The following is a 22,598-nucleotide window of genomic DNA, read 5'->3' as shown; positions in this document are numbered from 1 at the left end:
AGCGACCCGAAGTTGTGTTCTCAGGCACCGTTACACGTGGCACCTGTGACCTGGGTGTGAGTATCCCGTGGTCCAGGTGTAAAGCGCAACAGTGGCACTCCGCGTTGATCTGGTCCGGTGACGATCTCGTATTCGTAGATTTCGCTCTCTCCGGGAGAGAGGTTGTTCGTGAGCCCTGCGACAAAGAGGTCGTCGTGCAGCTGGGACTGAATGCCGACAGGCTCCCCACCTGCGGTGACGCTCTCGAGCTGACCTCCTGCGGGGGCGTAGACGAGGACGTTCGTGCGGATGTCTCCCGGGGGAACGTCGCCGGAGACACCGGTGACGTGCTCGGGGAGGGTGGCCGCGTCGGCAGGAGCCGTCGAGGTCAGAGAAAGGGTGATTTTCAGGGCCTGAGAGCCGTCCGCACGGCACTCGGTGACGTCTGCGGTGATGGAGCGTTCGAGGTAGTAGCCGATCTTTCCGGCGGTCCCGTCGTTGAGGTAGACCCCGACGATCGGCCGATCTGCGCCGCCGTCGCTGTCCGCAGCATCGCCGACGAGAGCTCCGCTCAGTGCGGTCGGCTGCAGCAGCTCCTGCTCGTCAGGGTGTGCAGACCAGAGCATGAGGCGTCCTTCGTCCGCCGAGTCGGCCAATGCTGGAAATGCGCTCGATATTTCACCCGGTCCGTTGAGGATCTGGGCAAACATTGCGGCGGCCACGAGCTGGAAGAGCGCATCCTGCTGGTCTTTATCGGCAATCTGGAGATAGACACCGTTCATCAGGTAGTCGGCAACATTATCGGCGTCCAGCTGTGGTCCGAACGGCAAGCTCAGCGACCCTGTCGTCTTCATGATGTCCGCGAGCGCCACCGGGTCGAGGGAGAGGACTCCGTCGATCTCTCCGGGGTCCTGCTGCTGCCACAGCGCGCTGGCGAGCTCGGCGGTCCGGGGGAAGTCGGGCGTGAAGTTGACGTCGGCCATCTTCTGCGCGAGGTCGTCGCCGAAGAGCGCGCGCTCGGCATCCGTGATCGGCAGGACGGGTGCGTCGGGCTGGAACTCGCTCGCTGAGCGCTGGTCGGCGAACTGGAGGACGCCGTCGTCGGCGGTGAGGAGGATGACCCATGCCGGGATGCCGCCTGTCGCGCGGGGCTCGGCGTTGTTCTGGACGAGCAGCAGGAAGCGGCGAGGGCCGTCGGCACCGAGCATCGCGGGGGCGATCTGGACGGCGCGCGCGGCTGTCGACGTGGTGCTCGCGATGTCGGACATCGTGCTCTCAAGGTCGGTGACCGCATCGGCGAGCGGGTCGAGGACCTCGTCGGTCTCGACGGCACGCAGGTCCGCGAGCCCTCGTCGGAGGGAGAGGTCCGCGGCGATGAGCTGTGGGGCGCTGGCGACGAGGGGCGCGAGGTCGATCTGCCCGTCGACGGGGCTGAGTCCGTCGGGGCCGACGAGCACCGCGGCCTCGGTGAGCGCGGGCAGGGCGTCGACAGCGAGAGACTCGACGACCTCGGTGACGACCTGGACGGCCTGGATGTTGGGTCGCGCGACGGGCAGGAGCGAGACGACCGACCAGTGGAACCCGTGGGAGGAGGCCTCTGCGTCCTGTGCGTGGTCCTGGACCTCGGCGAGGGTGGCGAGCGCGGCGTCGCCGTCGCCGGCAGCGATCTCGTCTTGGAGCTCGGGCACGAGGTCGGAGGCTGCGGTGAGCGAGCTCCGGACGGACAGGAGGTCGTACCCGACCCAGGCGGCGAGCGCACCGGTCACGATGACGAGGCCGAGGGCGGAGAACGCGACGATCTTCAGCGCTCGGTGTCGGGGCCGTCGTGGTGCCTGGTCGCCGGGGCCGGAGCCCTCGCCGAAGATGTCGATCGTCTCGTCCTGCACGGCGCCCCCTTGGAAGTCCAACCTGTCCGCGGGACATGCTGCCACGCGCCGATCGCGTTGCGCGGCGGCGTGCCGAGGTGGGGCGGGGCGTGTCTGGTCGGGGCGGGTGCACGTGGTGCGCTCGGCGCGTCACTCCCCTGGTTCCGGTGGTCGCGGTGGGAGCATCCTCGGCATGAAGCCGCTCGTGATGACTGTGTACGGCACCCGCCCTGAGGCGATCAAGGTCGCGCCGCTGGTGCGCGCCCTCGAAGCGAGCATGTCTCTCGCGAGCATGACGGTGGTGACGGGGCAGCACCGAGAGATGCTCGACCAGGTCAACGAGCTGTTCGCGATCGTCCCGGACGTGGACCTCGACGTGTTCGGTCACGGTCAGTCGTTGTCCGGGGTGGCTGCGCGGATCCTCGACCGGCTCGACCCGGTGCTGCTCGAGGTCGCGCCCGCGGCTGTCGTGGTCCAGGGAGACACGACGACGTCGACGGCTGCTGCGCTGGCTGCGTTCTACCGGCAGATCCCGGTGATCCATCTCGAGGCAGGGCTGCGGTCGGGCGACATCACGTCGCCGTTCCCGGAGGAGGCGAACCGTCGGATCACGACGCAGCTCGCAGCGCTCCACCTGGCTCCCACCGCGGAGAGCCGGGCGAACCTGCTGCGCGAGCACGTTGACCCTGCCGACGTCGTGGTGACGGGGAACACGGTGATCGACGCGCTGCTGGAGACCGTGGCCAAGGATCTGCCGTTCGCGGACCCCCGGCTCGAGGAGGTCGCCGCGTCGGGTCGGCCGGTCCTGCTCGTCACGACGCACCGCAGGGAGAACTGGGGTGACGCGATGGAGAACGTGGGGCGCGCGCTGCGCCGGATCGCGCTGGCGCACCCGGAGTATGTGGTGGTGCTGCCTGCGCACCGCAACCCGATCGTCCGCGAGGCGGTCCTCCCGCACCTCGCCGGGCTGCCCAACGTGCTCGTCACGGAACCGCTCGCGTACGGGGAGTTCACGCGTCTGCTGGGTGTGAGCCGGATCGTCCTGACGGACTCCGGCGGTGTCCAGGAGGAGGCGCCGAGCCTCGGCAAGCCGGTCTTGGTCATGCGTGACACCACGGAACGGCCCGAGGCGGTCGCGGCGGGGACGGTCGCTCTCATCGGCACCGGCGAGGACCGCATCGTCGACGAGGTCGAGCGCCTCATGACCGACGCTGGTGCGTACGACGCGATGGCTCACGCCGTGAACCCGTACGGCGACGGGCGGGCGAGCGCCCGGGCGGTCGCGGCGATCGGTGCGCTCCTCGGCGTCGGGGAACGAGCCGACGACTTCGGGGCGCACACGACCTGACGCGCACCGGGTGAATTCTTCCGATACCTCGGCTAACCACCCTGTTGAACCGGCTTCCCAGGGTTTGCGCCGGGTACGGTCGGTACCCTCTGGACCAGAGGACCACCCGCTCCGGGTCGGAGCGGAGCCAGCGAGACAGGCGGGGGTGGCAGGTTGCGCGTCCTCCTCGTGACCCATCACTACGCACCGGAGAACAACGCCCCCCAACGACGGTGGTCGGCGCTGGTCCCGCGGCTCGTCGCTGACGGCGTCGAGGTGACGGTCATCGCGCCGCCGCCGCACTACCCCGCTGGGCATCGGGACGACCTGACCAGCGAGCACGCTCCCGGCACCGTCACATCGGGCGAGCACGGCGAGACCGTCTACCGGGTGCGTTTTCGCGAGCACGGCCAGGGGCTGCGCTCGCGCTCGATCGACCAGGCGGTGGCCGCGCTCGACTCGGCATGGCTCGGGCTCCGGCTCTTCCGCTCTCGGGCGTCGCGCCCGGACGTCATCGTCTCGACGGCTCCCGGCCTGCCGTCGATCGCAGCCGGATGGCTGCTCGGCCTGCTCTTGCACGTTCCGCACGTGATCGAGATGCGCGACGCGTGGCCCGACCTCATCCATGCGAGCGGCATGCTGCGCAATGGTCAGACGCGAGTCTCGACGAAGCGTCGCGTCCTGACTCTCGTCGCGGACCGGGTGCTCACCTGGTTGCAGCGCTCTGCAGCCGTCGTCGTCACGACCACGGACTCGTTCGCTGAGGTCCTGCGGTCGCGGCGGGTCCAGCAGGTGGAGGTGATCCGCAACGGTGCACCGCTCGACAAGCTCGAGCCGCTCGCTCCCCCTGCACCGACGTCGGACGCGCTGCACATCGCCTACGTGGGGACGATGGGACGCAGCCAAGGTCTCGACGTCGCGATCCGGGCTGCGGCGTCAGCATCGGCGCTCGGCATCCCGGTCGAGCTCCGGTTCGTCGGCGGCGGCGCTGACGAGGACGAGCTCCAGACGCTGGCCCAGACGCTCGGCGCGCCGGTCACGTTCGTGGGCCGCGTCCCTGTGGGCGACATCGTCGACCACTACCGGTGGGCCGACACGGTGCTCGTGTCGTTGCGGGACTGGGCACCGTTCGAGTGGACCGTCCCGTCGAAGACCTACGAGGCGCTCGCCCTCCAGCGGCACGTGTCCGCCGTCGTGGCAGGCGAGACGGCGGGGCTCATCACGTCCGTGCACGCCGGCGACGTGGTCTCTCCGGGAGACGACGCGGCTCTTGCCCTCTTGTGGGGGCGTCTGGCGCGGCACCGAGAACAGCTTGCGGTCGGTCCGGCGGGGCGAGAGTGGGCGATGGACCACGCGAACTTCGACGAGCTCGCGCTCTCGTACCTCCGCCTGCTCAAGAGCGTCGCCGCATGACCTTCCTCGCCCCTGCACGGCTGGGCGAGCTCGTGTGCAACGTCGCGCTCGCAGGCACCACGTCGGCCAGGCACCTCACCGACGACCCGCTGAACTTCGTCCTCCAGACGAGCCGGCGCCTGCCGCGCCGGGCCCGGGAAGCCGCCGGCCGTGCGCTGCGCTCGGGCGCACGACGCGAGGGGTCGGTCCGGCGTGCGGCGGGGTTCTGGCTCGTGGACCGCCCAGACGAGGCACGATCGGTGCTGGCGCAGGTCCCCACGCCGAGACCGGGTGGGTGGCGGTCGCGTCTGCACGGCGAGATGGCTGTCCAGCTCGGCTGCACGTCCTTGGTACCGGACCTCGTCCTAGAACGCTTCCCCGCCATACGTGCGCGCGCACTGTGGAGCCAGGGAGACCTCACCGCCGCGGTCACCGCCGCCGACGTTCACCGCTCGACGCGCGCGCTGCACGCACGGCTCGCGTCCGAGCTGCACGTCATGACCCCGGGCGCGCTCGCGGGAGACCCGACGCCGCCGCAGACCACCCGGACGTCGATGCCGCCAGAGGCGTCGGAGCCGTCGTCGATGTCCGGACCGTCGGCGCTCAGCGTGCTCCACGTCCTGACGAACTCGTTGCCGCACACGCAGAGCGGCTACGCGCAGCGCAGCCACTCGGTGCTGCTCGCGCAGCAGAGCGCCGGGCTCCAGGCAGCCGCTGTCACGCGCCTGGGCTATCCCGTCTCGATCGGCCGGATCGACGCTCGGCACACGGACGTCGTCGACAGCATCACCTACCACCGGCTCATCGCACCGGTCGCTGAGCGGACCGCGCACGAGCGGGTGCTCGACGCCGTCGACCGGCTCGTCCCCGTGGCCCGTGCGCACGGTGCCGACATCCTGCACGCGACGACCAACTACATGAACGCCGTCGTCGCGCGGTCGGCAGCGCAGCGGCTCGGCATCCCGTGGGTGTACGAGGTCCGCGGGCTCCTCGAGGAGACGTGGGTCGCCAGCCGGCCCAGCGTCGCCGAGCAGGAGCGTGCCGCGACGAGCGAGAAGTACGCCGTGCTGCGTGCTCGCGAGACCGAGATGGCGCTGGCCGCCGACCACGTCTTCACGCTGAGCGAGACGTTGCGTCACGAGCTCGTCGAGCGGGGGATCCCCGACGCGCACATCACCGTCGTGCCGAACGCTGTCGACGAAGCACTGCTGACGACCAGCCTGTCCCCCGCCGCCGCACGTCGGGCGCTCGGGCTGCCCGAGGACGGCTTCTGGGTCGGGACGGTCTCGAGCCTCGTCGACTACGAAGGGTTGGACACCCTCGTCGACGCGATCGCCGAGCTGCGAGGACGCGGCATCGACGCTCGCGGCCTGATCGTCGGGGACGGGGTGTCCCGACCAGGGCTCGAGGCTCAGGCGCGTGCCCTCGGGGTCGCATCCGCGGTGACGTTCACCGGTCGGGTCCCCCGTGCCGCAGCCGCGGTGCACCACCAGGCGCTCGACGTGTTCGTCGTTCCTCGACGAGACCTCCGGGTGTGCCGGCTCGTGACGCCGCTCAAGCCGGTGGAGGCGATGGCGTGCGCACGCCCGGTCGTCGCGAGCGACCTGCCTGCGCTGGCCGAGCTCGTCACCGCGCCTGGCAGCGGACGCGTCGTCTCCCCCGAGGCCCCGGGAGCGCTCGCTGACGTGCTGGAGGAGCTTGCGTCGGACGAGGCGCTGCGGGCGTCGCTGGGCGCGAGCGGCCGTGCGTTCGCCTCGACGCGGACGTGGGGATCTGTGGGTGCCACGTACCGTGAGGTGATGCGCAGCGTCGCGCACCGGGGGGTAGCGGTATGAGCGTCGAGAGAGCTGCGGGGCAACAGCTCGCCGTGGTGCAGCTCCAGGGTCTGCACCCGGTGGGTCGTCGGCCTGCGCTGCGCGACTATGTGTCGCAGCTGTGGACCCGCCGACACTTCATCGTCGCGGACTCCCGCGCACGGGTGACGAGCGGCACGCGTCAGATGGTGCTGGGGAACGTCTGGCTCGTGCTCAATCCGATGCTCAACGGGCTCGTGTTCCTCGTGATCTTCGGGCTCGTCCTCAAGTCGAGCCGCGGGATCGAGAACTTCATCGGCTATCTGCTCATCGGCGTGTTCATGTTCCAGTTCACGGCACGGTGCCTCTCCGCGGGGGCGTCGTCGGTGACGAGCGGGCGGAACCTCATCCGGTCTTTCCTCTTCCCGCGTGCGGCGCTGCCGATCGCCGCTGTGCTGCGCGAGACGCTGAGCATGGTTCCTGTCGTGGTCTCCATGGTGGTGCTCGTCCTGGTGATCCCACCCCATGCGGTGGTCACCTGGCGGTGGGTGTTGTTCCCGCTCGTCTTCGCTCTGCAGGTGGTGTTCAACACCGGCATCGCGCTGCTCGCGGCACGCATGGTGGCGCGGGTCCCCGACCTCAACCTCGTCATCGGGTTCGTGACACGGTTCTGGCTGTACGGATCCGGGGTCTTCTTCTCCTTCGACGCGTTCGTGTCTCACCCGACGGTCCTCGCGGTGGTCGAGCTCAACCCTCTCTTCCTCGTCCTCGACATGACGCGCGACGTGCTGCTCTACGGCCAGACACCCGACCTCAGATCGTGGGCCGTCCTCGGAGCATGGGCTGCCGGAGCCCTCCTCGTCGGGTTCCTCTTCTTCTGGAGAGGAGAGGAGACCTATGGTCGCGAATAGGTTGTTCTGGGAGGACGACGTCACGGTCGCGGTCGCGAACGTCCACGTGCACTATCGGGTCCCGTCCACCGAGCACGTCAGCTCGTCGAGGTCCTCGCGATCTGCCCGTGCGCTCACCAAGGTCACGGGCGGTCAGCCTAAGGTGCTCGTCCGCGCGCTCGCTGGCGTGTCGTTGGCTGCCTACCGGGGGGAGTCGGTGGGCATCGTCGGCACCAACGGGTCGGGCAAGAGCACCTTGCTGCGGGTGATCGCTGGTCTCGAGGTCCCGTCTCGCGGCCAGGTGGTGGCTGAGACGAGCCCTGTGCTGCTGGGCGTCAACGCTGCGCTCGTGCCAGACCTGTCGGGTGAGCAGAACGTCCGGCTGGGCTGCTTGGCGATGGGGCTCTCCCCGGAGGAGACCGAGCGTCTGATCCCTGACGTGGTCGATCTTGCTGGCCTCGGCAAGGCGATCCACTATCCGATGAAGACGTACTCGTCGGGGATGGGCGCACGGTTGAGGTTTGCGATCGCTGCGGCCGCCAACCCGAAGATCCTCCTCATCGACGAGGCCCTCTCGACAGGCGATGCGGCGTTCAAGGAGCGGAGCGAACGCCGCATGGAAGAGCTGCGGGCCCATGCGGGAACCGTCTTCGTGGTCAGCCATGCGGCTCAGGTGATCGAGGAGATCTGCACGCGAGCGATCTGGCTCGACCGTGGTCGCGTGGTCCTCGACGGGCCTGCGGTGGAGACTGCCCGGCGCTACCGGTCGTGGGCGTGGAACGTCAGCAAGGGCGAGCACGCGGCGGCGAAGCAACAGCTGAAGGAAGCGATCGAGGCCGGGCAGCCGTCGCGGATCGAGCTCACGACGCCCATCGCGCGTGGGTCGTGGCCTCGGCACGCACGGCCTCACTAGCGGACTGCAAAATACACCAGAGTCACATCTCGCGCTCACAAAAAGCAGTCGCGATCATGGCGCAGTTCAAGCCCTTGGTGTCATAGCGTCGTAGCAACAGTGCTGGTCGGCGAGGGGTACGGGTGTGGGGCGCAGGATGTTGACGATCGCTGATCGGGTTGAGATCTCCACGGGCCTCAAGGCGGGGTGGTCGATGCGCCGGATCGCCGCTCACATCGACCGTGCGCCGTCGGTCGTGTGCCGTGAGATTGTCCGGAACTCGACGAAGACGTTGGGGTACCGGTTGGTGACGGCGGACTGTCGGGCTGAGCGCAACCGTCGGCGCCCGCAGGTCGGCAAGGTCGCTGGTGACGAAGTGCTTCGGGCTCGGGTCTTGGCGGATCTGAAGCGCTCGAGGACGCCCCGGCAGATCGCAGGCCGGTTGCTTCTGGAAGCGGTCGGCCCCACCGTTGCGAGGGTGAGTCATTCCCCTGCTGCTGGCGGCGCCACGGCCAGTCATGAAGCGATCTACCGGTTCATCTACGCCCTGCCCAAGGGCGACCTCGCCAAGCACGCAGTGATGCTGCGCTCCAAGCGGATCGCTCGCCGGCCCCGCAAACCTGCAGGTGAACGGACCGGGCCGATCGTGGGGATGGTCCCCATCGACGACCGCGACGCCACGGTCGCTGACCGCCGGGTTCCCGGGCACTGGGAAGGTGACCTCGTCGTGGGGGCGTTCGGCCGCTCCGCGGTCGCAACGCTGGTCGAGCGCACCACCCGGTTCGTGGTGATCCTGGGCTTGCCCCAGGGCAAAACATCGGCCCCGTTGGCGGACCTGCTCATCGAGCACGCGAACTCCCTGCCGGCCATGATGCGCAAGTCGTTGACGTGGGACCAGGGCTCGGAGATGGCCCGCCACGGCGCCCTCACACTGGCCACGACGATGCCCGTCTACTTCGCCCACCCCCGGTCCCCCTGGGAGCGCGGCACGAACGAGAACACCAACGGGCTCATTCGCGAGTACTTGCCCAAGGGCACCGTCATCACCGACCACGAGCCCTACCCTCGATCTTTCATCGGGCTCATGAGGTGGGTCGTTTGGGCGTCAGGGCGCCTGCTCGGGTGTGATTCTGCCTTGTGGGTATGACAGATGGTCCCGTGTCGTCGGGTTGGGCGCCGGTTCCAGGTCCGGGTGGTCGCGCGGGGGTCGTTGAGTCAAGGGTGTGCTGGCGCTCAGCCGGGTGCGGGTCGGGCTCGCAGGGCTTGGACTGCTTGAGCGGCCAGCGCTGCCCAGGGCGCTCGGTTGGAGAGGCGGAGCCAGGTGCGCCGGCCGGTGCGGGCGATGACCGCGGGGATGGTGAACAGGCGTAGTCGCAGGCGTTTGGGTTCCCAGCGGCGGGCCTGGTGGTCGGTGAGGGCGAGCATGCCCATCCAGGCCAGGAGGTCATTGGCGAGGGCGACGATGGCGCACCAGATCTGATTCTGGGCGAAGGCCTTGAGGGGGAGGTTGCGCAGACCGGTGTCCTTGGCGATGCGGATGCGGTCTTCACACCTGGCGCGGCGGCGGTGACGCAGCTCAAGGTCAGCGAGCTGACCGGCTGGCGTGTTCGTCACGAACGCGGTGATGCGCATCCCGTCGACGTCCTCGAAACGCAGCTGGGCGCCGGGGTGGGGCCGTTCCTTGCGAACGATGACGCGCATGCCTGCCGGCCAGGCGGTCAGGTCCATCAGGTCGGTGAGCTCAGCGATCCAGGCGCCGTCACGGACCTCGTCGTGAGCGTCCAGGGCCGGGGCCCAGACACGCTCGGGGATGCGGGCCAGCAGGTCGGGGGTGTTGCCAGGCAGCGTGAACCCGACCGAGTAGCCCAGGCGGTGGGTCGTGAGCCATTCGATGAGGGTTTTGGTTCCGCCTGCGCCGTCGGTGCGGACCAGGATCTTCTTACTGCCCCGCGTCCGCCCGCCATGACCAGGGAGCTGAGCCAGAGCATCTCGGAGAACCGCGATGTGATCGGCGGCGGTGTTCGACCCGGCATTGCCCGGCCGCAGCATGATCGCCAGCGGTTCCCCGGTCCCGGCGCCGCCGTGGTCGACGAACGCGCACAGGGGATGGAACCCGAACCCGCGCTTGAACGTCGGCGCCGCGTTCTCCTTCTCCGAATGCGCCGTGACCAGCGTCGCGTCGAGGTCGATGACCAGAGGGTCCACCGCGCTGGCGCCCGCGTCGGGGGCGCGCTCACCAGCCAGGCGCCAGGCCGCCGAACGGGCCGCAGCTCGGGCGGTGTTGATCGCCGCCAACGCTGCCGGGGCATCAGCGGCCAACGCCGCGATCGTGCGCGAAACCGTCGGATCCGAGGCGACCGCGCCATAGACACCGGGCTCGGCACGCAGCACCGCGACGTCCGCCAACGCGTCCCCACCCAACGCCAGGGCGACCGCCAGGTCCACGATCACCTTGCCCGGGTCGTGGAACGCCGTCGGCTTACGCCACCGCGCCAAGCCCGTCGACAACGCCCGATCCAGACCCGTCGCCCGGACCGTCTCGGTCAACAGCACCCCACCAGCCTGACCAACCGCGGACGTCGCCGACGTGACGATGTTCAGACGGGGATACGCGACGGTAGTCTTCACCTTGAAGGTGCTCCTCGAACTAGTCAGAATCGGTCCTCAACAAACCGTATTCTTCCAGGTCAGGAGCACTTTCTTGCGTCATGACACCTACTGAGACCCACCCCGCCATGAAAGCCCGAGGCTACCTCGACGCCATCGCCGAAGAGCTCAACGACAGACCCCGAGCAGCCCTGGGCTTCTACACCCCGCGAGAGAAATTCGAAGAGCTCCTCAACGCCACCATTGCTTCCACGCCTTGACACCAAGGCCAGATACACGTCCAGATAGGCTCCTACTCTTTCTTAGGTCCTAATGTGCACTAAAAAATCACCACCTGCCGATCGGGAAGAATTACCAGTAGCGTTACCAGCTAAGGCCGTCAAGCCCATCGGCCGCCTCCGATGCAGAAGAGCCCATCAGGAGCGATCCTAGAGCAGACAGCAGAACTGCACGAGACGGGGGCGCGTGAGACCCCATCCACTCCCTCTTCATCAACACAAGATCACCTGGGGCACGCCAGCGCCCCGAAACCACTTCGCGGGCAACAGCAGCATCAAGCATCGGCTCGAAGTGTGCTTGGACGTGCCAATCGGAGGCCTGCTGCAGGAACAACACCTTTCGCAGACGCGCAATCGTATTGAAATCGAGTATGGAGGGAGCAATATTGTACTCTTCCAGCACACTACGCCATTCCTCTGCATCGACATTCTTCCCACGCAGAACATACTCACTCGGGAAGGCGGATGCAAGGTAAGCGTCCACGCTAGACCATCCATACTTGAGCACATCCGTCTGCGCATTCCAGACGAGCGCACCAGAATCTGTCGACAGAGAAGCAAACTTCAGGGCCGCAAAACCGCCACCAGAACCACCACACATGATGAACTTGCAGCCATACACGTTTCGAATATGTTCCAGAATTGCCCCAATCGCTAAATCCGGGCTCCCAAACTGGCCACCCAAGTACCAGCCAATCACGGGACGAGGCGAATGGCTCAGAGTAGGATCCGCAAAAGCAATTACAGGAGTCTCAAGTTCAGAAGCAAGTCCGACACCAGAGAATGCAGGAGAATGCGAGTACTCCTGACTGATTGCGCCGGTAAAGAAGACAGGTAGTGTTGCGCTAGAGCCAACGTCTCCGACCACCAAAAAATCCACAAACAATCCGCTCGAGACAAAAACCACATGATGGCCAGCCGCCACCGTTCCGCCTGACAGAAAGGAACCTAGAGAATCCCAGGTCCAAACTGGTCGCGTTTCGCTGTGACGGCTAAACCTACGCGGTGGGGCAGAGGCGAACGAAGACTCCCCCCCATTTGACGCTTTACTGACAGATTGAACCGCTTCCATGACCGACTTATAAACAGACGACGAATAATGAAATGGGGCCAAGCCCCATCGATGATGACTATCGACCGACACTTCTGAATGAGGCAGCGCCAACATGCCGAACCCAAGTTCTGACGACAAGAGTTTCAGATAGCGCGCAAACGAACGGTTGCCCTCCGCAGCACGGGCCTCAAGAGTACGATCTAACAACGAATCGTTTCCATCCGTTACCAAGCCGGAGTGAGGAATGCCAAGTAGCAAAACCGATTCAAATAGACTATTTTTCTTCAAGAACGCGGAGAAACGATAGGCAGCATCTTTGAAGAGACCAAAATGCGCGTCAGAGCCAAAGTCGATCAGGTCCGAGTCAACCAAAAGTTGACTTCCAGAAAACCCGACGTTCGCCTCAGCAGACGGCGTAAAGAAGGCATCCCGAAACGAACGTACCCCAAATCGCTCATCGGTTAAATCCCAAAGCAATACATCAATCTCAGACCGCCGGCGCAGAAGCTCGTCCGTCAGATTTCCGGCAAGATCACCTTCGACCATCGTGCGCTGAAACTTAGACGGGAGGGTTTCCGCGAGACTCGGGACACCTTTAACCATACCGCCCATGGCGCTAATCAGACTCTGGCGCGCGACGTAACCAACAAGAGTAGACTCGACTTCCGAACCTAGCGCCACGCTATCGCGCCCAACGCAACTCCCGAAAACAAAGACTCGAGTGGGTCTGGATTCTGCATCCGCGACCTCAAACGTCATCAATGCCCCCCTTCGAAAAGTGCCCGACCATCGGGCTCGAAAACGGACACGCGACTCACAACAGGCCCTCCACCAGGCGGTACGGGGCGTTGGAGAGACCACGTCTCAACTGGCGTGCGTTCGAGGCCAACCTTCACTCTGGTGATCCCCCATTGAACTGTCTTGTTACCTTCTAAAGCCTCGATCCTCAGTACAGGACCAATCGGTGACCTGACCGTCACAACCTGTCCTGACACCTCGATGCACGAGGCCGGGGGGAGCACGAATCGCTGCGAAGCAGGCTCCGGTGCCCAGCAACGATCCGTGACAACGAAATCTACAGCGGATCTCACTGCGACTTCCCGCCGAGCTTCGTACATCTCTTCGAGCACGTACCGGCAACTAACGACTTCCCTCCCGGAAGGATCAGTAACTCGACCTATTGATGCTTCAATGCGAGCACTCATTCCCGCAGGGTAGAACCAATGACACGGCCTATCGTCAAACCTTGAAAAGAACAGTCCACTGTGTCCTGGCTGTGCGCGTACGGCAACTGCAGCAGCATCGTGCGAGTCGTAGTTTATGAGGCCGCCGTCAAGAAGCATGTCGATATCGTCGACTATCAATCGAATGGCCGTGTCGTCCATCTGTTTGTGCACATGCGATCGACATCCAGATGTCACAACCAACTGAGCACGCTGAGCGTTACGGATATATAGACCATTCAGCGGTGAGCAGAAGATTCCGGGAAGATATTGATACTTCTTGTCTTTCGTACGTTGCGCGTCTCCGATCGCAGGGACGGTCCCATCTGCTGTAAGCAAATGGCGATATCCCGAGACAACACGTTTTAGACGACCATCATACGCGTCAACCCTATCGAGCTCACCGAGTAGATCCCCAGATACCTGAACAATCTGCTCGATCACATCAATATATAGCCGCTGATACTGGGGTGTATTCTCGAAGACGAGACCGTCGGAGTCGACGATCTCGTCCAAAGCAGTCATCATCCAGCAATCATCTTCCTCGACCATCTGGTTCGAACGTTCAATGTCAGAAAATACTGCTCGTGAGTGCATAAGCGCCAGGCCCAGCATTACACCATGATTATTCACGAGGCGGAAGCCTTCGGAACGGGCAAGGTTTTCCAACCTGCAAACAAGGCCCTTCAGCAGATAATCCATCTCCTCAACCCAGATCGCATCGGGAGTATCGAACGAGGCAAGCTGTGCACGGAGTGTGCACAGCGATCTCAGTTGGAGCGCAACCGAATGATCGAGGCTATTCATTCCAAGGATCGACGGTTCATCAACGGCTCGAGTCATTAGCGCAGAAAAGTCACGGAGCATCGACTGGATGATCTGCCAGCCATCAATGTGATCGGCAAGAAGCGGGAGATAGCAGAGGGAGCGTTGCCACAGTCGCGTCGTTACGTGGTTATATTCATATACTTTCCACCAGTCGACCGGAAAGTACGAGGCGTCAATTAAAAAACTATACCCATTGGGTAGAGTCACGACAAAGCCGCTGCCGGCTTCATCGGGACCCCCTTTCCAGCCGTGCGGTGAGAAGTCGCGATAGGCGCTCACATAACCGCGCAGCTCCTCGCTATTCACAGTGACTTCCAAAGTTTCACTACACGGTCAAGAAAGAGGGAAACATCATAGGTTTCGACCATGAAAGATCGCCCCTCGGCCGCAAGCTTCTCAAAGTGCTCGACCTCCTGGTTCGCACGAATATGATCCGCGATAGCCGAAGGTGTTTCGAAGACAAAGCGCTCAGGGTAAACATATTCCACCCCACGCCATGGTAGAAACACCCCTTGATTGCCCGCACAGAACGCCTCCCCCGGTCCAACATGAGAGCCCTCATGCTCGCTAGTCGAAAGTACAAAACCGAAGTCCTTTGTCGCTTGTTTCGTGTCAACCCAACCCGCGTTAATCACGAAACGACCTAGGTCGCTCTGCTCAATAAATGACTTGCAAGCGGAATAGTAGGCCTGCTCCTCTGGGTCTCCGCTGATCCACGGATACTCAAGAGGATCTTTGCCGAAGACGGTGAGCGTATACTCGCCATTTTCTCGCCGAAGATCCTCGAGAACCTGGAGCGCTTTTAAGTAGCCCTTCCTCCGCGGCGCGATACCTATAATTGCGAGCCGCTTGAGCCGTTCTTTCCCTGTTCCCTGCTCATATTCAGAGACGCGGTAGTAGTTCGGAATATACCGAACCTTCGACCTTGAAAAATCGAACCTATCGACGAGATCTTCGTAGCAGTGCGGTGCGATTGCGACAAATGCCGAGACGGCAGTCTCGTTGATCTGGTCGCCATATGTTCGCCCGAGTTCATACCGATGCACACGAACCACCATTTTTGTCGGAGGCGATATGTTGTTGGAGTACCACACCGCACATTCCGTTAGCCATTCGCACCAGACCAGATCAGCCCATACCGCAGTCGCAGTCGAAGCATCGCGGTCATGGACACGTTCCGATGGCCACTCATCGTATCGAATCGTGAACACTGTTGAAAGCTCGGGTTCCGCGTCGCGTATGAACTTCAAGTCGTGTCCGGCTATCACAAGGCGGGGTCGGATCTGGAGTTCAAAATCTTGAAAGCTTCCAGAAGTGAGAGAGTCCACGATGAGTTGGAGCCTCTCAGGAAATACAAGACGTTGAATTGCGACTGAAAAGCGCACCGAAAAAGCAGAAAGCGTCGAAAAAGCTTGATACGAAATATTCTCACGACGATGTTGAATCAATTGTCGAAGAGCATACCCGATGGTGCTGAGGCCGTGCAGTTCGATATAACTCAGCCCAACAAGCTGAAAGGCTTCTTCAACGCGCGTCCATGAGTCAGCGAGTTCCGAGATCTCTCTCGATCCAAGGGAGTGCATTGCAGATTCTGCGCCTCCTTGGCGCCGCCAGTATCTAAAGAATGACGAATCAATGTAGGCGACGTCGACGGCCGAAGTTAACGCCTGTGCGGTAAAGACTATGTCTTCACCCATTCGGATCTTTTCGTCGAAATAGATGCCCTTATCGAGAAGAAGACTCTTACGGATCAATGCCATGCAGGTCAGGCTCTGCGCCTGGGCTATTGTGGCGATTCTCCGCACGCGATCAAAACTCATCACGGCTGGATCAACCCGGTCGATCGTTAGCTCCCGAACCCCCACGTGCACAAGGTCAACTGATCCGCGAACCATGTCGACACCACCTTCACGCGCACGTTGGACTCCGGAGGCCAGGCCGTCTGGACAAACAGAGTCGTCACCGTCAAGAAAGAACACCCACTCCCCCTTGGACTCTCGAATTCCAAGGTTTCGTCCGGCAGACGGCGTGCCAGTGTTCTCGGGGGTTGTCAGGACGCTCCAGGCATCCTCGCCAGAAGCCTCAGCAACGAGCCGCTGAAAAGTCCCGTCGTCCGAGGAGTCGTCGACAAATATGACTTCGTGAGACAGTTCGGACGGTAGTTCGCGCAGGCTCGCGAGACAATGATCCATTTTATCCTGAGCATTAAACATCGGAACTACTATGGTCAGGAAGAGATTTTCGTTCGAATATTCGCTGCTCATGCGGATGGAACCTCCAAAGCTGGGACCGCGAATTGTGGTTGCAACACCAGCGACAAGAGGTCAGCAGCACTAATCAGAGACGGTTTTCCAGGGTGGCTGACACCCCACGCGAGTTCGTGCGATGCGCCTTCGACGATCGGACCGAGCCAGTATTCTCGATGAAGGACCATGCGTCGCACCATGGCCTTCGACGGGATCTGTGATCTCACAAGTAGCAGATCGGGGGTCTCGATCAGACGTGCTGGATCGACAGTCTGCCGGCTCGCTAGCCGTGCTGAGATCACGGAACACATGGAGTCATTGAATGCTGTGTAGAACTCGCCGACTCGATGGGAAGGTATTGACGCATCGACCACAAGGAGAAGTTTGTGGAATTCGCTTGCGCGCCGGCGGTACATCCCACATGCAGTTTCAGCGCCTTGTATCGAGTCGACCATAAACGCCAAGGTTGGCAACTGCGTCCGCGAGAGGTCTTTGCGACCAAAGGTTGTCAGTACAGTCCGAGCACGGTCGCGATAGGTGTGGCTTTCCAGCACCGTCTCTAGACCTTGCAGAGCCTTCTCAGCTACTGTCTTTTCGTCCAGTTCTCCGAGTGCGCCGGGAACCTGGTCCAGGAAAATGACTGAGTCGCCGAAATATCGTTCTATCCCTGGCGAGTAGTTGGACACGACCATCGACCCCGACGCGGCAAGTTCAAAGACCCGTCGCGCAAACATACTCTCAGAGGAGGTCACAGTGTTGATATTCATACCGATTGTCGAGCCTCGGTATAGCTCTGCTGTTGCGGCGTGGGAAACTGCTGGGTGTACGAAGTTTTGGTACTCTTTTGGGAAGCCTCGCTCAGGTGAGTCGATTCCTGAGTCCCTGTCGTAGATCGCAAGGTCGCGGCCAGACCCGATGATCGCGTCGAACATTTCGCGAGTAACACGCGCACGTTCTTCATGAACTCTGTACCACGCACCGGCAAAAACTACCCGGTCTCGCCGCGGCGCCAGCGGTAGCGGGTGGAATATTCGCGGTTGCGCAGCGAATGGTAATAGCCCCACCCTGCCCACACCCATAAACTTCTGGTACTCTCCAATGCACTCCTCAGCAGTAGTATAGACGTAGTCAAATCTGCTGGCTGTATCTACAAAATCGTTGACACGATCGCTGAAGTGAGTCGGATCTTCCTTATTCCAGAAGATCGTGGGGATGTCTTGCAGTTTGCAGTACTCAAGGATTTCAAAGAGTGTCCGACGGTTTTCATAGGGAAACTTCACGCTTCCATAGATTTTTCCTCGCCATGGCCGGGCGACTGGATCTACCCCAGCCCAAGCAGATTCGCAAAAAAGATACTCGGGGCGAGACTCTTCCATCTGCTCACGCCACATATCGGGCGACAGCGGCACGGTTGCGAACTCCGGTGCGAAACTATTGTGGGTAAATTCGTCGCAGATTATTGCTACCGTGACATGCTCGGCCTTTGTGCCTCTACTAGCACGATACGCACCCGCGACGTCGGTTCTGGTTACCACTCGCGGAAGAATCTGCCGTTCAACGGCCCAATCAACTCCGTTGACTGGCCTGAGAGCCGATGTGCCGCTGTCCTGTGGTTTAGCAACGACCAGAGCTGGTGGTGAGATGCGATCGTGCGACTCGGGAGGTGTTACCGCAACGGCCACTGCTTTAGAGAGTTCACCTTCCAGTATCGACGGCTCACGCTTTTCCAAACTCCGATACTCTCTCGAGTTTCGAATAGAATTCTCTGCCACGTTCCGAAGAGTAGCCTCGATCCGCCCCTCACGAAGATCTCGACGCCTTTCAGCTCGCGCGACGAGGGCTACGTTGGCAACGAACAGAATCGCAATAGTTATGACGATTACCGGATCGATGTCCACTGAGATGAGGACAACAGATACTGCACTCGCGGTCGCGACCCAAATCAGCACCTGAGCAGCGCTGGCCTTACCTGAAAACACACTTAGATGATTTTTACGCTTGACAGCGTAACCAGAAATTGAAGCCATCCGCATCTTCCACTTGTCCAGGTTCATCATTGCCACATTCCGCGAGTGTCTACCACATGCTCGAATGCTGCTGATATCGGATCGATGCTGTCACTTGCAAAGTCTGCGTGGTCCACTAGAAGAACAGCTACGTTTGCTTTTTCCACCGCTTCATCCAGACCGACAAGCCTCACATTGTCCCGGCTGATCAACTCTTCGGGCAGCTGTTTGACATGCGGTTCAACGACAAGGAATTGAGCCGAAGGTCGTCTACGGGAGAGAGAGTCGACGATCTTTAGCGCTGGCGATTCCCGGAGGTCGTCAATATTCGCTTTGAATGCGAGGCCGAAGATCGCCACCACGGGTTGAGCCACCTGGTCCGCCTTTGCACACACCTTATCAATAACCCACTGTGGCTTCGCATCATTCACATGCCGTGCCGTGCGAATCAAGTGAGCGAGATCCGGAGCTGCTTCGACAATAAACCATGGGTCCACCGCAATGCAGTGCCCACCAACACCTGGTCCTGGTTGGAGAATATTGACCCGTGGGTGCCGATTTGCGAGGCGAATTAGCTCCCACACATCGATATCTAGCCGATCACTTATTTGGGAGAGCTCGTTCGCGAACGCGATGTTCACGTCTCGGAAGGAGTTCTCCACGAGCTTCGCCATCTCAGCGGTCTTCGCGTCCGTCAGGAGGATCTCCCCCTGACAGAAGGTCTCATACAACGACTTTGCACGCTCAGCCGCTCGGTCCGACAACCCGCCCACGATCCGGTCGTTGGTGACCAGCTCGATCATGACCCGTCCCGGCAGCACTCGTTCGGGGCAGTGCGCAAAGTAGAGCATCGTCCGCTCGTCCGCCTGATCCAGGTCCGGTCGCGCCGCCAGGATGCGCTGCGCCATGTGCGCCGTCGCCCCCGGAGGAGACGTCGACTCCAAGATGATGAGCTCACCACCGACCAGCTGCTCCGCGAGCGCGTCCGCAGCCGCCTCGATATACGACAGGTCAGGTGCGTGGTCCTCGCAGAACGGCGTCGGGACCGCGACGATGTACGCGTCCGCAGCCGGCGTCTTCGTGCTCGCCGAGAGGTTCCCCTGCTTGACCGCGCCCGCGAGGTAGGTGCCCAGGTCCGGTTCGACGAAAGGCACCTCGCCACGGTTCACGGCATCGACGGTCGACTGCTTGATGTCGACACCGATGACATCGAGCCCCTGGGTTGCAAGGATCGCCGCGGTCGGCAGCCCGATGTACCCGAGGCCGATGACAGCAACAGTCTTGATGTTCTCCACACGAGCTCCCCTGCTCAGACGAAGGCGTGCTTGTCAGCGCGCCCGAAAAGCTGTACTTCGCCACCGGCCAGCAGCTCAGCCACCGACGCGGACCAGGTGTGCGCAGCGACGTCGTCGTGCCGAACCTGGACGAAGCCGAACCGATCAGCGGCGTAGATCGTGGCGCCGAGGCCGTCCGCGCTCCGGAGCAGCGCTGTGTCCTCACCGCGGGCCACGTCGGCAAAGCGCGCAGCACGGGCGACGTCGCGGCACGCGACGATCGTCGGGCCCATGACGAAGTCGGTGAACCGGTGCTCCTTCTCCGCGAACCGCAGCACGGTCGCGTCGAGAGCCTCCAGGTACATGTAGTGCGCCTGCTTCCCCACGACGTCTGCCCCGCTGTAGTCCATGGCGTACATCTGGTCGGAGAGGTAGTGCGGGCCGTAGAGGTCGTCGTCGTCCATCTTGGCGACCACGTCGCCGTCAGCGGCATCCACGAGGAGGTTGAGGCACGCGCCGAGCGTGACGCTCGCGTCTGCCGTGAGCGTCACGAGGTCGTCGATGCCGAGGTCGCGAGCCGTGGCACGGATCTCCGACCAGTCAGGATCGAAGCCGTGCGCCAGCAGAGCCAGCTGGGGGCGGACGCCCACCTGGGCGCCCAGGGTCCGCAGCACGTGGTCGAGCTGGTGCGGGCGGTTCGTCGACACGATCGCCGTGACGCTCGGGCGCCGGAGACCGTCGTCATCGATACCGACAGCAGCGAGCACCTGCGCCGCACGGTGAGAGTACGTGTGCTCCTCCCAGATCCGCCGTTGCGCCAGGTGGGTCGCACGGTCGCGCAGCTCCGGAGAGCGCACCAGAGCGCGGAGAGTGTGCTCGGCCTCGTCCGGCTCCGACACGGTGAAGACCTCGTTCGGAGGGAAGAGCGCCGTGATCGCCACGCTCGGTGCGCTCACGACGGGTGTGCCGCACGCGCTGATCTCGAAGACGCGCCGCGCGCACATGCTCGGCGAGTCCACCACCGAGTTCACGTTGAGGAACACCTTGTACTCGCGGTACGCAGCGAGCGTCTGCTCGTACGTCAGCGAACCCACCACGTGCTCCGCATACGGAACCGGAAACTGGTACCGCTCGTCGCCCCCGAGCTGACGAGAGAAGATCTCCAGGCCCGTCTCCATGCGGCCGCTCACCCGATGGGCAGCGCCCAGGAGCAGGTCCATCTGCTCACGACGCTCCGGATACTTGTGAGCGAAATACATCCCCGCGAAGGCGACGTCACGCTCCGGACCGCGCCCGTGCGCCCGCACCGGGTTGTGGATCACCGGCTGCGCTGCGAAGCCCAGCGTCCCCACCCTGTCGTGGCCCAGCCGGTCACGGTACGCAGGCACCATGGCGCTGTCCGTCGTGAAGACGTGGTCGAACAACCGGGCCGCGTCGAGGAAGTCCTCGAAGTGCGCCGGGTCCTCCTTGTTCCAGAAGACGGTCGGCACACCGTGCTCGCGGCACCAGGCCACCAGCTCGACGAACGCCGGACGCGGCGCGGTCGGCCCGGTGAGGTGATAGCTCCACGCCCCACCGTTGCCGGCCCAGGCCGACTCGACGAAGAGCACGTCGACCGGCCGATCCTCGAGGACCCGCTGCCACGACGACGGCTCGAGCAGCACCTGCTCCCACTCGAACCCGAAGGCGAGCCGGGAGAAGTCGTCGAGGACGACGCCCACGCGCAGGTCAGCGCGTCGAGGGGCACGCTCCGGGAGCGGCCACGGGTCGAACGTCAGCCGCCCATGACGGTCGAGACGACCCGAGCGCGCAGGCAGGCCTGCGGCGATCCGGCGGCGCCGTGCCCAGGTCCGCAGCTGACGGACACCTCCCGTGCGCAGGTGCCACAGAGCCCGGCGCGCACCGTCGACACGACCGCCAGCCTGCCTCACGCGCACCCCCGCCCCCGTGGTCGTTCACAGCCCCAGCACAAGTTCACCGACACCGTAGCCTGCGGGTCCGCACCCAGAGGCGCGCACCACAGCGATCAACGACGCAGGTTGCCCCAGGGCCTCTTTTTCACCCGCTCGAGCCGTGCAGACGTCAGATGACGAGCAGGGACAACCCGCCCGGGCCGTAGCCCGAGACGTCGCACTCCAGGTCGAGCCGAGCCACGTACGCCATCACCCACGGAGCGACGTCAGCCGGGATCGTCGCCCCCGGCGCGTGCACAGCATTGAGCCGCAGGTGCGGCGCGCCCTCCGCGTTGAACAACGACGCGAGGACGTTGAGGATCTCGCCGGCGTTCTCCAGAAGCACGTCCGACATCTCCCCCGCCTCGACGTCGGCCTCCGACGCCGTCGACGGCATGAGCGCGATCGCGGCCCCAGCCCGGGCCGCCATCGGCAGGTCCATGACGATGAGCGCAGCAAGCTGCATCTGGTCCGAGATGTACTCCGCGACGAGCGCGCCGCCCGGTGCACCCGGATCGACCATCGCGCCACCCGTGAGCGTCTCGACATCTCGCCCGAGCAGACCCTGGAGGACCTCACGGACCTCCAGGGCGCTCGGCAGCGGCGTGGCACTCATACGAGCACCGGGTCGATGACGTCACGGAACGACTCAGCCGTGAAGGGCTTCGCGATGAGGAACAGCGCACCCGCCTCGTCAGCCTGGTCGCGCATCTCTGGTGACCCTTCCGAGGTCACGAAGCCGAACGGGATCATGCAGCCGGCCTGGCGGAGCGCGTTGAGCGCCTCGATACCCGTGGCGTTCGGCATGTTCCAGTCAGACAAGATGAGATCTGGCTCCTCCGCGAGAGCCAGGTCGTAGACCTCTTGGCCGTCTGCGGCCTCGATGATCTTCCAGTCGTAGCCCGCCTGCCGGAGCGTGCGGATCACGATCTGCCGCATCACGCGGCTGTCGTCAGCGATCAGGACGTACATAGGTTTCCCTCCCCTTGGTC

Annotated in this window: 16 protein-coding genes and 1 pseudogene; 7 read left to right on the top strand and 10 right to left on the bottom strand. The window is 63.5% G+C overall.

Going from position 1 to position 22,598, the window contains the following annotated elements:
* Positions 1 to 20: 20 nt before the first annotated feature.
* Positions 21 to 1,865, bottom strand: coding sequence for a DUF4012 domain-containing protein (locus tag ATL42_RS00495; RefSeq protein ID WP_098453676.1), 1,845 nt, complete (start codon positions 1,863 to 1,865; stop codon positions 21 to 23).
* 172 nt (positions 1,866 to 2,037) lie between these two features.
* On the opposite strand from ATL42_RS00495, the gene wecB reads away from it, so the two are divergent.
* The 6 genes from wecB to ATL42_RS00465 all read left to right on the top strand — a co-directional run bounded on the left by wecB (position 2,038) and on the right by ATL42_RS00465 (position 9,285).
* On the top strand, positions 2,038 to 3,192 hold the full coding sequence (wecB, locus tag ATL42_RS00490) for a non-hydrolyzing UDP-N-acetylglucosamine 2-epimerase (protein WP_098456216.1): 1,155 nt from the start codon (positions 2,038 to 2,040) through the stop codon (positions 3,190 to 3,192).
* 168 nt (positions 3,193 to 3,360) lie between these two features.
* Positions 3,361 to 4,584: a glycosyltransferase family 4 protein gene (locus ATL42_RS00485; RefSeq protein ID WP_169925300.1), complete on the top strand. Its 1,224-nt coding sequence runs from the start codon at positions 3,361 to 3,363 to the stop codon at positions 4,582 to 4,584.
* Positions 4,581 to 6,398: a glycosyltransferase family 4 protein gene (locus ATL42_RS00480; protein WP_098453674.1), complete on the top strand. Its 1,818-nt coding sequence runs from the start codon at positions 4,581 to 4,583 to the stop codon at positions 6,396 to 6,398. The genes ATL42_RS00485 and ATL42_RS00480 overlap by 4 nt, the downstream gene beginning before the upstream one ends.
* On the top strand, positions 6,395 to 7,267 hold the full coding sequence (locus ATL42_RS00475; RefSeq protein ID WP_098453673.1) for an ABC transporter permease: 873 nt from the start codon (positions 6,395 to 6,397) through the stop codon (positions 7,265 to 7,267). The genes ATL42_RS00480 and ATL42_RS00475 overlap by 4 nt, the downstream gene beginning before the upstream one ends.
* Positions 7,254 to 8,159, top strand: a complete 906-nt coding sequence (locus ATL42_RS00470; RefSeq protein ID WP_098453672.1) for an ABC transporter ATP-binding protein — start codon at positions 7,254 to 7,256, stop codon at positions 8,157 to 8,159. The genes ATL42_RS00475 and ATL42_RS00470 overlap by 14 nt, the downstream gene beginning before the upstream one ends.
* Positions 8,160 to 8,295: 136 nt before the next feature.
* Positions 8,296 to 9,285 carry an IS30 family transposase gene (locus ATL42_RS00465; protein ID WP_098453671.1) on the top strand — a complete coding sequence of 330 codons (990 nt, stop codon included), beginning with the start codon at positions 8,296 to 8,298 and terminating at the stop codon, positions 9,283 to 9,285.
* 86 nt (positions 9,286 to 9,371) lie between these two features.
* Here ATL42_RS00465 and ATL42_RS00460 read toward each other — a convergent pair whose 3' ends face one another.
* Complete coding sequence (locus ATL42_RS00460; RefSeq protein ID WP_098453670.1) at positions 9,372 to 10,766, bottom strand: IS1380 family transposase; 1,395 nt, start codon at positions 10,764 to 10,766, stop codon at positions 9,372 to 9,374.
* A 119-nt stretch (positions 10,767 to 10,885) separates the two neighbouring features.
* On the opposite strand from ATL42_RS00460, the pseudogene ATL42_RS16125 reads away from it, so the two are divergent.
* Positions 10,886 to 11,005: pseudogene (locus ATL42_RS16125) on the top strand (IS30 family transposase); the annotation flags it as partial.
* A 103-nt stretch (positions 11,006 to 11,108) separates the two neighbouring features.
* Here the strand turns inward: ATL42_RS16125 and ATL42_RS16120 are convergent.
* The 8 genes from ATL42_RS16120 to ATL42_RS00430 form a co-directional block, all read right to left on the bottom strand.
* Positions 11,109 to 12,836, bottom strand: a complete 1,728-nt coding sequence (locus ATL42_RS16120) for a DUF6270 domain-containing protein (RefSeq protein ID WP_143556656.1) — start codon at positions 12,834 to 12,836, stop codon at positions 11,109 to 11,111.
* Positions 12,836 to 14,434, bottom strand: a complete 1,599-nt coding sequence (locus tag ATL42_RS16115; RefSeq protein ID WP_143556655.1) for a hypothetical protein — start codon at positions 14,432 to 14,434, stop codon at positions 12,836 to 12,838. The genes ATL42_RS16120 and ATL42_RS16115 overlap by 1 nt, the downstream gene beginning before the upstream one ends.
* Positions 14,431 to 16,392: a glycosyltransferase gene (locus ATL42_RS00455; protein WP_098453669.1), complete on the bottom strand. Its 1,962-nt coding sequence runs from the start codon at positions 16,390 to 16,392 to the stop codon at positions 14,431 to 14,433. The genes ATL42_RS16115 and ATL42_RS00455 overlap by 4 nt, the downstream gene beginning before the upstream one ends.
* Positions 16,389 to 18,428, bottom strand: a complete 2,040-nt coding sequence (locus tag ATL42_RS00450) for a CgeB family protein (protein ID WP_169925299.1) — start codon at positions 18,426 to 18,428, stop codon at positions 16,389 to 16,391. Before ATL42_RS00450 ends, ATL42_RS00455 begins: the two co-directional genes overlap by 4 nt.
* On the bottom strand, positions 18,428 to 19,675 hold the full coding sequence (gene wecC / locus ATL42_RS00445) for a UDP-N-acetyl-D-mannosamine dehydrogenase (protein ID WP_098453667.1): 1,248 nt from the start codon (positions 19,673 to 19,675) through the stop codon (positions 18,428 to 18,430). Before wecC ends, ATL42_RS00450 begins: the two co-directional genes overlap by 1 nt.
* A 14-nt stretch (positions 19,676 to 19,689) precedes the next feature.
* A complete protein-coding gene (locus ATL42_RS00440; protein WP_245861897.1) occupies positions 19,690 to 21,585 on the bottom strand; it encodes a glycosyltransferase family protein in 1,896 nt (631 codons plus the stop codon).
* A gap of 151 nt (positions 21,586 to 21,736) precedes the next feature.
* Entirely contained in the window at positions 21,737 to 22,222 is a 486-nt protein-coding gene (locus ATL42_RS00435) for a hypothetical protein (RefSeq protein ID WP_098453666.1), read from the bottom strand.
* On the bottom strand, positions 22,219 to 22,578 hold the full coding sequence (locus ATL42_RS00430; RefSeq protein WP_098453665.1) for a response regulator: 360 nt from the start codon (positions 22,576 to 22,578) through the stop codon (positions 22,219 to 22,221). The genes ATL42_RS00435 and ATL42_RS00430 overlap by 4 nt, the downstream gene beginning before the upstream one ends.
* Between the last annotated feature and the right edge of the window lie 20 nt (positions 22,579 to 22,598).

It is taken from the genome of Sanguibacter antarcticus (assembly GCF_002564005.1).
GTDB lineage: Bacteria > Actinomycetota > Actinomycetes > Actinomycetales > Cellulomonadaceae > Sanguibacter > Sanguibacter antarcticus.
The sequence above is the reverse complement of the archived record's forward strand: the minus strand, read 5'-3'. Positions and strand labels throughout refer to the sequence as shown.

Bases quoted from the DNA above. Each gene is read 5' to 3' on its own strand.
- ATL42_RS16120 (WP_143556656.1), bottom strand. From the start codon at position 12,836: ATGACGTTTGAGGTCGCGGATGCAGAATCCAGACCCACTCGAGTCTTT.
- ATL42_RS00475 (WP_098453673.1), top strand. From the start codon at position 6,395: ATGAGCGTCGAGAGAGCTGCGGGGCAACAGCTCGCCGTGGTGCAGCTC.
- ATL42_RS00480 (WP_098453674.1), top strand. From the start codon at position 4,581: ATGACCTTCCTCGCCCCTGCACGGCTGGGCGAGCTCGTGTGCAACGTC.
- ATL42_RS00470 (WP_098453672.1), top strand. From the start codon at position 7,254: ATGGTCGCGAATAGGTTGTTCTGGGAGGACGACGTCACGGTCGCGGTC.
- wecB (WP_098456216.1), top strand. From the start codon at position 2,038: ATGAAGCCGCTCGTGATGACTGTGTACGGCACCCGCCCTGAGGCGATC.
- ATL42_RS00430 (WP_098453665.1), bottom strand. From the start codon at position 22,578: ATGTACGTCCTGATCGCTGACGACAGCCGCGTGATGCGGCAGATCGTG.
- ATL42_RS00435 (WP_098453666.1), bottom strand. From the start codon at position 22,222: ATGAGTGCCACGCCGCTGCCGAGCGCCCTGGAGGTCCGTGAGGTCCTC.
- ATL42_RS00455 (WP_098453669.1), bottom strand. From the start codon at position 16,392: ATGAGCAGCGAATATTCGAACGAAAATCTCTTCCTGACCATAGTAGTT.
- ATL42_RS00450 (WP_169925299.1), bottom strand. From the start codon at position 18,428: ATGAACCTGGACAAGTGGAAGATGCGGATGGCTTCAATTTCTGGTTAC.
- ATL42_RS00465 (WP_098453671.1), top strand. From the start codon at position 8,296: ATGTTGACGATCGCTGATCGGGTTGAGATCTCCACGGGCCTCAAGGCG.